Source organism: Novipirellula artificiosorum, from assembly GCF_007860135.1.
GTDB classification, from domain to species: domain Bacteria; phylum Planctomycetota; class Planctomycetia; order Pirellulales; family Pirellulaceae; genus Novipirellula_A; species Novipirellula_A artificiosorum.
Window position 1 is genome coordinate 143188 of record NZ_SJPV01000012.1, and the last position, 12849, is coordinate 156036.

Here is a 12849-nt window from a genome sequence, read left to right on the forward strand (position 1 = left end):
CATTTGCGCGTTCTCGATTGCTTTTGCTTGGAGCGAACACGTCGCCGTTACTGTTTCCAATTCGGATTGTTCAGGTTGCCGGGGTACGAGTACTCCGGCCGATCCGTCCCCTCCCTATTCCAGTCGCCCAGTTCAAGGCGTATTTTCGCAGCCAACTTTTGCAGCTCCTTCGTCTGCTCTGGGACGCTCTGGGTCAGATCTTGTTTCTCGGAAATGTCGTCACCTAGATGATTCAGCACGGCGTGGTCGAGGTTCATGTAGGTTTTTTTGGGATGCTGAGCCCAATAGACACGATGGGCAGCCTGACGAGGCAGGTGCAACTTCCAAGGCCCCCTGCGGATGGCCTCGAGGGTCAAGCCGTTGTAGTATGCGAACTCTTGTCGCGGACTCTTGTCGGTCTTTCCGCTGAGCATTGGCATCACGTTATAGCCGTCGAATTTGCGGTCGACGGGAAGCGAGGCGCCCGTGGCGGCAGCAATCGTCGGCAGCACATCCAGCGCACTGACCATTTGATCGCTGACCTGCCCTGCGGGAATCGTGCCCGGCCAGCGTACGATTGCCGGGACACGGTGGCCGCCCTCCATCGTCGTGTATTTCCAGCCGGACAACGGGTACGCCGAGCCGGCCGGAAGCCAGGGACCGTTGTCCGACGCGAAGATCACCAGCGTCTCGTTCTCGATATCCAGCTGCTTGAGCGACGCAAGGACCCGTCCGACATGATGGTCCAGTTCACGCACCATCGCCGGCAGGGCCGTGGGATTCATGCCGCCCTTGCGTTTCTCGACCGAGGCCCACTGCTCGGCAGTACAGAACTCCTTGTTCGGCGACCATGGGCCATGAACCAGGTAGTGGGCCAGATAGATAAAGAACGGCTTCTCCTTTTCCCGTTGCTGCTTCATGAACGCGATGGTCGCATCGGTCAGTTTCTGATGCGCCTCGCGGAACATGATTTCGCCTTGCGGCTCTTCGTTGTGAAACCACACGCCCGGCTTTCCCACATGGAAATTGTGCTTCCTGCCGACATACTCATCAAAGCCCTGTTTCCTTGGCGCGAACTTGTCCGCGTCCCCCAGATGCCACTTTCCGTATGCCGCGGTCGCATAGCCCAGTGGCCCCAACAACTCAGCGATGGTGATCTCGCTTTGCGGCAGGCCGACGTGTTCGTACCAGTCCGTGTGTTCGGGTTTGTCGTTCGGGCAAACCGGCAAACCGTTGCGCTGGGGATAGCGCCCCGTGAGCAACGCGCCACGACTGGGCGAACAGACACTGCATGCCGAAAGGTAGTTGCTCAGGCGTATCCCGTCCGCAGCCAGGCGATCAATGTTCGGCGTCTTGATTCCGGGATCCTGCGCTCCATAGCACCCCAAGTCGTTGTAGCCCAAGTCATCGACATAGATGAGGAGCACATTGGGCGGGGCGTTTTCTGCTCCGGCAAGCAATCCGGTCAGCCCCACCACCACGCCAACAGCAGCAGCAATAACGTTAACGGTCTGGCTCATTCTTTATCCTTGTCGCGAATGCTTGTCTTTACCTGCACGGTCTTCTGTTCGCCCGAAAGGCTACGCCGCGGTGCGCCGAACGTACGGGCAGAAGCACCGAACGTGTTATGATCGCCGACGTCCTGTTGTGCCCGCTGGGCCAGCTGCATTAGCTCAGCCAATTTTTGCGGGTATTTGTCCGCAACGTCAGTGGTTTCGCCGATGTCGGCGTCTAGATCGTAAAGCCGAACCTTTTGAATGCGGATGGCGTCAGCCTTAGCGATATGATTTTTCCATTTGGTTGCAATGCTGCTTTGCTCCGGTTCGGTATGCGGAAGCATCAGCTTCCATGTGCCGCAGCGCACGGCACGAAGGCAGTCGTGTTGGTAGTAGAAATAGTTGCGGTTCAGGCTTTCCGACTTGCCGTGCATCAGCTGCGAAATATCAACACCGTCAATCGCACGATCCGTTGGGCCAGCAGTTCCAGCCAGTTTGGCGAGGGTCGGCATCATATCGATCGTCGCGGTCACTGCATCGCACTCCGTTCCGGCAGGGATTCTGCCCGGTGCACGCATAATGCACGGGACACGCAAACCTCCCTCCCAGCAGGAAGTTTTCGCGCCGCGCAAAGGCTCGGCATGGCCGCCATGGTCACCTCGCAAATGCCATGGCCCGTTGTCGCTGGTGTAGATAATGTAGGTGTTGTCGTCGAGCCCCAGCTCTTTCACTTTGTCGAGCACACGTCCAACGTTGAAATCAATCTCCTCGATCACGTCGCCATAGAATCCGCCCGCCGACTTGCCCTTGAAATCGATTGAAACGGCAAGCTTGGTGTGGGGCATGGTGTGCGCAAGATAGACAAAGAACGGCTTGTCCTTGTTTTTCTCGATAAAGCCAATCGCCTCGTCCGTGTAGCGCCGGGTCAACGTGGACATGTCGGCTTGTTTCTCAACCAACTTTGTGTTGCGAACCAAGTTCACCGACTTGTCGTTGCTGCCGGGCGTGCCGAAGTATTGATCGAACCCTTGATGTGGCGGCAGCAATTCTGGTTTGTATGCAGTCTGGCTGTGCCCAGCCAAATCCCATTTGCCGAATGCACCCGTTGTATAGCCTTGCGTCTTCAACACCTCGGCGATGGTGATTTCATCAAGATGCATTTCGGGATGAATCGAATCGGGGTCAGCCTGCCGCGCGACCCGCAGCGGGTAGCACCCTGTCATCAGAGCAGCACGCGAGGGCCCACAGACGGTCTGGGCGTAGAAGTTGGTAAACCTCATTCCCTCCTTCGCCATTTGATCGATGCGCGCCGTTTTGATGTCCGGCGACCCGAAACACCCGAGGTCCTGATAGCCCTGATCATCGGCAAAGATGATAATGACGTTTGGTTTGCTGGCCTGCGCTATCCCCGCGAAAACGCTAGAGATAACAGTCAGAAGGATGAGTCGGTTTATCGTTTTCATTGGTTTTCCTTTTTGTGGTAGTGCGGAGAGCCTTTGAGCCATTCGTAATCTACATATTGATAGGCATTCTTTCCTTTTTGAATGCTCGTGAAGTAGGAAGGTTTGCTCTGCTGATCTAATTCCTTCCAGCGCGCCAACATCGATTGCACCCGTTCGGGTTCGCTTTGGGAAAGATCCGTGGTTTCGGAAAGGTCATCTCTCAAATGAAAGAGTTGGACCTTGCTTTCCTGGACGATCAGCTTGTAGTCGCCCATCCGCAAGACCCCGCATTCATGGCCGATCTTGCGATCGGTGCGCCAAAATAGTTCTTCATGCGGAGCATCAAGCGTCTGTCCCGTCATGTAGGCGGTGATGTTGACGCCATCGAGGTCCGTCTTTGCGAGATCAACGCCAGCCAGCGATACCGCAGTCGCACCGATGTCGAGCGACGTGACTGGAAAATCCAAAACGGTTCCCGGCTTCACATTGCCGGGCCAGCGTACGACAAGCGGAACGCGTAGACCACCCTCGAAACTGTCCCACTTGGCGCCGCGCAGCGGGCGATTGTCACTCGTTCGCTTCATGCCTCCGTTGTCGCTCAAAAACCAAACAATGGTTTGTTCTGATAGCCCAAGCCGGCTGAGGCTATCCAGCAGCTTTCCGATTCCCAGATCCATCTCATAGGTCATCGCCGCATAGATCGAGCGGCTCTGCGGTTTCACCCCCGGAATCGTCGTCATCTTCTCCGCTGGAAACTTCGCGATGGTTTCGACAGGTGCTTCCAAGTACTCGTGCGGCGCGTTGTAGGACATGAAGAGAAAGAACGGATCGCTACGGTTTTTTTCGATAAAACGAAGTCCGTAGTCTGTCAACTCCCGCGTCAGGTACTGCTCCCACTCCAGCGGTTCCCTGTTATGAAGAATCGGCATCGTATGGTGCATATCCCGCATACCCCAGGGCTTGTTCATCGTCAAATACTTGCCTTTGTACGAAGCATGGTCCAACGGGTAGTAAAGACGCCCACCGCTGAGAAAACCGTACCAGTCGTCAAAGCCGAGAGTATTGGGATGCTGGTCATCGGACGTACCCATGTGCCACTTGCCGACTCCCCCAGTGACATATCCCTGCTGCTGCATCCAGTGCGCCACCGTCTTGATTCCCGCTGGCAGCCCGTGCGTGGGGTTTAGCGGTTGATTCGGATTGCCGTGCCAGCCAAAACGCGACTGCACCTGCCCGGTAATGAACCCCGCTCGTGAAGGCCCACACATCGGACCGGTTACATACCCGGAGGAAAACCGCGCGCCATCCCTCGCCAGACTATCGATATTTGGCGTCGGAATGTCTTTGCAGCCGTTGAAACCGACATCCGCATAACCCAGATCGTCCGCCATGATCACGATAACGTTCGGCCGGCTAGGATCGTGTCGAAGAGGACGTGCCGCATTCGCCGTTATGCTCAATGTGAAAAGCAGACAGACCGTAAATCGCATTGCATTTTTCATCTTTACGACTTGAATCCAGAAGCTAAGAATAGTCACTTGTTAGCCTTCGCAAGCGGTTTTGGATTGTCGACAAAAGCGGCGGGTCGGCTGTTGTCGGCGATGTCTTTTGCAAACGTCTGCAAATACTCGTTTAGCCTTCGCACGACATCCGGATTTGACTTGACGACGTTCTCCTTCTCGCCGATGTCGCTCTCCAAATCGTAAAGCTGTGTGGGCTTTCCTTTGTTCACATGCAGTTTCCACTTCCCCGACCTCACCGCGCTGAGCGTGTTGCCTTGGTGATAGAAGAATGTTTGATGTGGCGTGCCTGCGTTCCCCGTGAGCGTTGGCCAAATGTCTTTGCCATCGATCATCCGATCGGTTGGTACCTTCGCGCCAGCCAGCTTCGCAAAAGTCGGCAACAGATCCATCGTCGTCATCAGTTCGTCGTTTGACTTTCCGGCGGGGATTTGCCCTGGCCAGCGGACGACGGTCGGCTCACGCATGCCGCCTTCGAAGGTTGTGCCCTTGTTCCCACGCAACGGGCCTGGACTGGCAAAAAGGGTGTTCTTCGGCGGCCCATTGTCGGACGTGAACAGGACGAGCGTGTTTTCGTCGAGACCGTTGGCTTTGAGCGTGTCAAGGATTTGTCCGACGGACCAGTCGATTTCTGCGATGGCCTGGCGAAAGATCTGGTCCCGCGCGCGGTAGTCGATCCTACCGTTTTCTTCGCTCAGCGTCGCCACGATCTCGTCTGAAACACCTTCCAGAAAAGGAGGCGAAACGTGCAATGGAGCGTGGGGAATGGGATGTGGAACGTAGAGAAAGAACGGCTCGTCCTTGTTTCTCTCGATGAAGGACACCGCGTGTTCCGTGACTCGCTTTGTCAAGTAGTCGGCATCAGGTTCCATCTCGATCACCGTCTCATTTTCAAGTAAAGGCAGCGGTGGGAATTTGTAGTGATCCTGCCTGGGATGAAACGGATGGATGTCGTGGCTGTAGGGAATTCCGAAATATTCATCGAAGCCTTGCTTGGTAGGCAGAAACGGTGACTGATCTCCGAGATGCCACTTGCCGAAGATGCCGGTTTTGTATCCGGCAGTTTTCAGGACCTCAGCGATCGTGATTTCGTCAGGATTCAACCCCTTTCTGTCTCCGGCAAGGAGCACTCCAAAATTCGACCCCACGGCCATGCCGATTCGCTTTGGGTAGCACCCAGTCATCAACGCGGCCCGAGATGGAGTGCAAACGGGTGCCGCCACATAAAAACTCGTCAGCCGAGAACCTTCCGCTGCCATCTGATCGATGCGAGGCGTACTGACGTGCTCGCCGCCATAGCAACTGAGATCGCCGTAGCCCTGATCGTCGGTGAAGATGACGACAAAGTTGGGTTTTTCTGCGGCGCTGAGCGTTTGAATCAATCCGAGGCAAGTGAGACTAAGGGTCATTCGGACAATAAGTGCCGTAGTGGAGTTCGTCAGAACTCCTACCCAGGGAATTCTGGCGAATTCCACTACACTTATTCCGTCAGCATTTTTTCGAGCAATCCTAACACCAAATGCTTGCAACGTTTTCATTTCTGCTTCTTTCGACGAGGTGTCACGTTTTTCGTGTTCGGATCTGGATGTCTTTTCTGTCGTTCCCGGGCGATTGCTTTGATCGTGATTGAATCGACCGTATCCCAGTCTTTCTCGTGACTGATCACGGGGCCATCGGGAAACAGCGAGCCGGTCGGACGTTGTGACTTGCCGCGTTGCATGAATTCGCCGAGGTCATCTCGAGCGGATTGAGCAAGCGCCATCATCTGCCGCACGACTTCAGGATTGTCGGCCGCCAGGTCCGTGCTTTCGGCTTCGTCGGAATGCAAGTTGTAGAGAACGGGACGTTGAAGGTTGGCGAACGCTCTATTTTTATCCCAGAATGGCAGTTGCTGCTTGCTGCGCGGCAGATGGAGTTTCCACTCACCACAGCGAATCGCCTGAAGGTTCTCGCAGTTGTAGTAGTAGAAGGGTTGGGCAGTCTGCCGTTTCAGCGGCATCCCGTCAAGAAGCGGCAACAGGTTTTCACCGTCGAAAACACGATCTTTCGCAAGTGGGGCTCCGATCGCTGCGGACAATGTCGGGAAGACGTCCATCGCGTGAATACTTATGTCCGAAACGGATGGCTCTTTGACCCGAGCCGGCCAATGGAAGATAAACGGGACACGATGGCCTCCTTCGAATGTTACGTACTTTGTTCCTCGAAAAGGTTTGGCGTACGTGTTGGAAGTCGGCCCATTGTCTGAGGTAAAGACAACAAGGGTGTTGTTCGCGATGCCCGTTTCCTTCAGTGCGGTCATCATCTTACCGACGCTCCAGTCGAGTTCCTGCATCACGTCCCCACGGACGCCATCCTGTGAAGTCCCCTTGAAAGGTTTGCCTGCCTGATAGGGCGTATGCGGATAGTTGTGGGCGTAGTATAGAAAGAACGGCTCGCCACTTTTCGCCTGATCACGAATGATCGACGTGACGCGCTGCGTATAGAGCTGTGTTAGTTGATCGAGGGGCGTTGTGGCGAAGACTTCTTCATCGTTGTCGAAGAACTTCGGCGAATGGGCATAGTTACAGGGCATGCCGTAGTAATGGTCGAAACCCTGTTTTCGCGGCAGAAACTCCGGTTCGGTGCCGAGGTGCCATTTGCCGACCATGTGGGTTGCGTAACCCTGCTGTTTGAACGGTTCAGCAATTGTGATCTCATCAGAATGCAGTCCAAGGAACCAATGGGCCGTCCGGTTCGGATTGATTCCCATATAGAGTCCAGCACGCTGAGGATAGCCGCCAGTTAGAAACGCCGCTCGAGACGGTGAGCAGATCGAGGCGGCAGTGTGGAAATCAGTGAATCTGTACCCTTCTGCTGCAAGTCGGTCGATGTGTGGAGTCTTGACCTTTGTCGCGCCATAACAGCCGACGTCCGAGTAACCCAGATCGTCAGCAAGCATAAAGATGACGTTGGGCCGAGTTTGCGTTTCACTCGATTCCGCTTGAAGGACCAACGCCGGCATGATGTACGCCAGAGCGATAGCAAGCCCAACACGATTAAGAACGAGCCCTCGCATCTTCGAATCGAAAGCTTGTGTGTCTTTGTTTGCGGTTTCGATTTCCACGTTCAACATATTCACCACGGCATTTTCCGAAGTACTTTTAAATAGATAGGTTCTACTGTCGCGGCGCGAATTGATCGGTCCGGAACGGGTAAGCCGGAAGTCCAGCATCATTGACCAAGTTCACTCGCGGTTTTCCTGCAAAGGCATAGCGGACGAAACGAGGCTTTGTCAGTTCCGGTGAACTTAGTATGACAGTCTGGCCGCTCAGAACAGCCTCGGCTTTCACCCATTTGGCGGAATCATCCGCAAGCCAGAATCCGGTCGGTGCATTGCCATTCGTGGTGGTTAGCCCGTCGGCATGGTCGAAGTGAACGACCACATGATCTCCTGTGACATCGACCCTTTTCATCACCGGCCCGTGCGCCTTGAGATCTAGCCCCAGCGTGTCGCGAGCTGCCAGAAGAGCAAGCCGCTTTCCGATAGGGAGTTTGTCTTTAGGATGAATATTCTTGACATCGCCCAGATCGATTGTGTTGGCGACACCTGTGTGCGCAAGCTCCAATGCCTGTAACTGAGACTCACGCATCCAAGCCCAGGAATGAGTCTCGGGATGTTCCGCACCCAATCGCGGTCCTGTCTCCAACGCTTTGTAAAAGCCTGGCAGCATCACGACAAGAAAGTGCATTTCGTCATTGTTCCACTCTTTGCGATTTCGCAGCACCCACTTTTTGAGCGTGTCTCCATATTTCAACATACCAGAGTGACGGCTGTACCACGGCTCTTTTACCATGCCAAACATGGACTGAGTGTTCCGTTCGCCCTGATACCAGACCAAACCACGGCAGGCATAGGGAGCAAGCGGATGCATCATCGCATTATAGAGAAGATTCGATTGCCGACGCAGAAAGATATCGTCTTGCCCGCTCCACGGTCTTGGGCCGTCCAAGATCGAGGCGATGCGTTGACGGGTGGCTGTGTCGGCATCGAACTCGGTCATCATCGTTTTGAAATGTGGCACCGTTTGCGTCATATCACGTGGCATCCACGCTTCGATTGATGAGCTGCCCCAGCAGGTGAGGACAATACCGATGGGTACTTTTGCGAACTTCTCAAGCTCGTGAGCAAATGCGAAAGCCACGGCGCTGTTAGGGGGTTGCTCTGCCCATTCGCCATCACAAGCTTCCTGCTGATCGAAAGCGACCGTGCGATGAACCGTAAAACTGCGGATGTTTTCTGCGGTTGGCACCAATGCGTCGATTTCGGGTACCGCAGCGTATCCCATATGCATGTTTGACTGCCCCGAACAGATCCAGACTTCGCCAACGACGACGTCGCCGATTTCCAATCGTTCGTTTCCAACAGAAGAAGTAACTTTGATGATCCGAGGCTTGGAAGTAGAGGGCATTGGATCGAGTTCTATCGTCCAACGCTTGGAGGTATTTGTGATTGCCGATTTTTTCTGCCCGGCAAACTCGACCGTGATGGTCGCTCCCGACTCGGCCTTGCCCCAGACTGGCACCGGCATGTCACGCTGCAATACCGCATGGTCTCTAAACAGAGAACCCACCGTTAGTTCCGCTCTTGCAGCATTGGGAATCAAGCCTTCAACGGCAAGCAATAGAGTGGCTGCGGTAACTAGCAAACAACGATTCTTCATGCCAATTTTCCTGCTATTCATGGACGTTTCCTTCGTGACTTTTTACGAACTGGACAGCACCACTTTGTGGGCGATTTGCCGTCATTTGCTGAATCAATCTCGGACGGAGCGGCAAGACGCTACCCGCTGGTATTTCATGGTCCTAACCGGCGGCTAGCGCCTTGCCGCTCATAAAGGGGGCTGTCCACTTAGGTTCCGTTTGGTAGTTTCCACTTCTCTTTTTGCACAGCCGGTCGGTTCACAATCTGTCGTAACAATCGAACTAACAACCTATCCGAAAAGGGGTCTGACCCTTTGTCGACCGACGTTTTGATTGCTCAAAAACTCGTTGTTTTCCAATGGAATCGCTACCGATACGCTCAGACCAAGAGAGGGTCAGACCCCTTTTCGGATAGGTGCTAACCATAACGCACCCGCACTTCCTGACCCGCTTTCAGGTTAAGACCTTTCGGGAAACGAACAACGTAACGGCCTGCCTGAAGTTGGAACTCCGCCGGAATCTCCTTCCCATCAACGACTACGAGCGCACGATCCGCCACCGTACTGGCGACTTGATCGATGGCAAGTTCGTTCAACACAAGCTCTCCATCGTGCAACTCAATCGACGCGGATTGTTGGTCGCCCGTCACTTTCTGGGCGAAGCTGCCCCAGCCCTCGGCCGCGGTGAACGCGGCCTTAAAGTTGTCCGGCGATATGCGTGGGGCAAACCCGATGCGTCCTTTCGGCCCGTGGTACTCGAACCCGCAAGCGGCTAGGAAGACACCATAGCTGGCCATGGAGCGAGCATAGTGATCGCCGCATTCGATCTCGTTGTAAGGATTCCGCTTGTCCGCACCGTAACGCTCATGCACCGCCTTCGCGATGGCCAATCCCTTTTCGACCAGCGCGTCGCCGGGTTCTCCTTCGTAGACCATGTGGGCTGCAACCTGATACTCGAAGCCGTTCATGCATTCGTTGAAATAGCCGCCCGGGCCGGTATACACCGGTGGGTTCTCTTTAGTCCGCAGGTCATCTCCAGGAACGGCCTCGGTCGCACCGCCTTTCGGCCACGTGCACATCAGCAAACCGGCTTCTCCGGGCATTGCATACCAGCGGAACGCCTTTTCGATCTCGATGTGATCCAGGGAATATTGGCCAGCGTCGGGGGCGAAATTGTACTTCCACAGGCTGTTGAGCGCTGAAACCGTTTCTTGCTGCGGAATCACGCGGCCCAGGCCCACTTGGTGCATCCAGGCCTGCCCAAGCACTTGGTCAATGTGACAACCCTTGTTCGAATTGAGGGCACGTTTGGCCGGGTCGGGTTTGTGAATGAAGTACTCACCGTCGAACACTTCCGCGACGATATTCTTAGTACCCCGATCGATGATCGTGCGGCACTGCCTGGCGAAGTCTGTGTCGCCCATCTCGACCGCCATCGCTTCGCCCGCCGCCAGAGCCCCGAGGTACATTCCACTTAACCAACCCATCGGTCCGTACCAGGAGGCATCGAGTGTGTGCTGCTGTTTACCTTCGAGCAGCCCGTTACCGTCGCCGTCTTCACGAATCAAAAACTCCGTTGCTTGTTTGACATTCGGCCAGATCCGTTTCAGGAATTCACTGTCGGCCGACATCTGATGTTCGCGGTAAGCCCGCAGGATCGAACCAGCCTGGCCGTCGATGGCTGGAGTGGCATGGACTTCGCCACGATGCCCAATGATGCCGGAATCGGGATGAAAGCCGATGCCAGTTTTGAAGTCCACTCTCTCGCGAAAGGCTCGCTCAAGCTCGGGGAACACCCTGCCCAGCGATTGCGCATAGTGCCACACGTGCGTGCAGGTGCCGGGGCAACAATCCACACCCTCCCACGCATAAGGCCGGCCGTTGTCGAACCAATGAAACGTTTGGCTTGCGATGCAATCGATCGCAATGAAACTGCGATCGAGCAACCAGTAGGGCAGTGTACTGTCATACCAAGTCCTGTTCCACGTACGCGTGCCACCAAGCAGTCGCTGTTTGTTCTCGCCAACGTAACCGGCAACTTCGCCAGCCGATCCGAACCAAGGCGCATAGTGCCTGTGCAATTTGGCAAAATCCTGAATGCCGAGCATCTGGCTACGACCTTCGCCCTTCTCGTTATAGTCGGGGAAATACCAGGTGACGGCAAAGTCCACGGTTCTCGATTCCCCCGGCGCCAACCGGAATGCAGCAAACAACCCGCCGACGAGCAACTCTCCAAGCGGTTTGACGGCATCTTCTCTGTGCGCGAGGGGTTTCGCCTGCTTAAAGAGTTCAGACGGGCTCTCCGGATCGGTCAGCGACGGAGCGGCCGAAACCGTCAGCCCCTCTGCCGCTGCGTCATCTAGCAACGTCAGCGTGGTGGATCCGTACCCGTGTTTGTCTTCGATCCTGCCGTCGGCACGCGTTCCATCGGTGAAGACGATCTGGTCCACGGTAATGTGAGCCCAGCCACCGGTGACCTCATCGACGATATGGATGCGGGCCTTCTTGCCTTGGTAGGCCGTCATGTCGATTGACACCGGATTCAGCGTACTGCTGTTCTTGCCGGCGACGCGGGCGACCTCTTTGCCGTCAACCATCACCACCACGTACACGCCCTTTCGACTGCCGCCACCCACCGTCATGTAGATCGAGTTTCGCTCGACGGTGAACTCTGGGCTGACCAACGTACCGGTGCAGGAGTCCGCGGCGATGTGATCGCCACCAAGACGTGTGTTGTACGAATTCGCGATGTGCTGGCCCGTGTGGCCCGTGATTTTCTGCTCGACCGACCGCGATTTGACCGGGAATGGACCACCCGCGAAGGCAGCACCCTCGACGACCCAATCGCCCCAATCTTCGGCCTCGAAATCGGCGAAGAGAATGTCTTCTCGTGGGGAGGATGCCGTTGCAAAGGGCTCCACCGTGCTAAGCATACTGACCCGGCCGCCGCCTTCGATAATCCGGTTCCTGCGCTGGCCGAGAGCGGAATCCGTCAAATAGGGGCAGGTCGCGTTCTGCATCCAGCTGCCGAGGTCGACATCCACGTCAGCGTCTGACGTATTCGTAACGGTGTAGCTCATCACCGTCGCCGGCAGAGCAGAGTCTTTCGCATTGAGGGGAATAAAAGGACTGAACGCCTCAAGCGTGATCTCAAGGGGAAATCCCTTCTCGGCATAGGTCACTTTGCCAATCGGATACTCCCCCCGAAACGTCACGTCGGGGAAGCCTTGTCGATCGAGCGTTCTCGTCGTTGTCTTGTCGGACTTCGTAGCGCGGATCAGGAATCCCTGCGCCACGTCGGCGCCGTTTCGTTCGGTGTACGCTTCACCGGCTGGGACTGGTTGGGCGTAGTGTCCACCGAGTGTAAATGCCGAAATGCGTTTGCCGTGATCGCGTTCGCGTGTGTAGTTGCACTTGAAGATATCCCACAACCACAGCCGGCCATCACCGGCCAGGTAAAGCTGCCCGCAGCCAATGCCACCAACAGGCATCCCAACATACTTGAGCTGTTCACCCGAGAACACTTCGGGTTCGCCACGCTTGGTCAGCGAGGCGATCCACTCGGGCGTCAGCTTTTTATCGGCAGGGATCAGATGACCCGCGACATCTTCGGCCGTAAACGGACCAGCCATCACCTGCGCACCGATCGGAAGGGCAGAAGCGGTAGCCGTTGCACCTAAAACCTGTAGAACATCTCGGCGACTGATTTGCGGCGCGCAATCGCAGGAAGAGG

At 55.6% G+C, this 12849-nt stretch carries 7 protein-coding genes; all 7 read right to left on the bottom strand.

Annotation, left to right across the window (positions count from 1 at the left end):
* Positions 1–47: 47 nt before the first annotated feature.
* The gene (locus Poly41_RS26060) at positions 48–1499 is read right to left on the bottom strand and encodes a sulfatase-like hydrolase/transferase (protein WP_146530300.1); all 1452 of its coding nucleotides are present in this window, start codon (positions 1497–1499) and stop codon (positions 48–50) included.
* Entirely contained in the window at positions 1496–2938 is a 1443-nt protein-coding gene (locus tag Poly41_RS26065; RefSeq protein ID WP_146530409.1) for a sulfatase family protein, read from the bottom strand. The genes Poly41_RS26060 and Poly41_RS26065 overlap by 4 nt, the downstream gene beginning before the upstream one ends.
* Entirely contained in the window at positions 2935–4314 is a 1380-nt protein-coding gene (locus Poly41_RS26070) for a sulfatase-like hydrolase/transferase (protein ID WP_390621491.1), read from the bottom strand. The genes Poly41_RS26065 and Poly41_RS26070 overlap by 4 nt, the downstream gene beginning before the upstream one ends.
* Before the next feature lie 137 nt (positions 4315–4451).
* Positions 4452–5846, bottom strand: coding sequence for a sulfatase family protein (locus Poly41_RS26075; protein ID WP_231615953.1), 1395 nt, complete (start codon positions 5844–5846; stop codon positions 4452–4454).
* Between the two features lie 125 nt (positions 5847–5971).
* On the bottom strand, positions 5972–7549 hold the full coding sequence (locus Poly41_RS26080; RefSeq protein ID WP_231615960.1) for a sulfatase family protein: 1578 nt from the start codon (positions 7547–7549) through the stop codon (positions 5972–5974).
* A 43-nt stretch (positions 7550–7592) separates the two neighbouring features.
* Positions 7593–9158 carry a sialate O-acetylesterase gene (locus tag Poly41_RS26085; protein WP_390621482.1) on the bottom strand — a complete coding sequence of 522 codons (1566 nt, stop codon included), beginning with the start codon at positions 9156–9158 and terminating at the stop codon, positions 7593–7595.
* Positions 9159–9535: 377 nt separating this feature from the next.
* On the bottom strand, positions 9536–12748 hold the full coding sequence (locus tag Poly41_RS26090) for a GH116 family glycosyl-hydrolase (protein WP_197231641.1): 3213 nt from the start codon (positions 12746–12748) through the stop codon (positions 9536–9538).
* Positions 12749–12849: the final 101 nt, after the last annotated feature.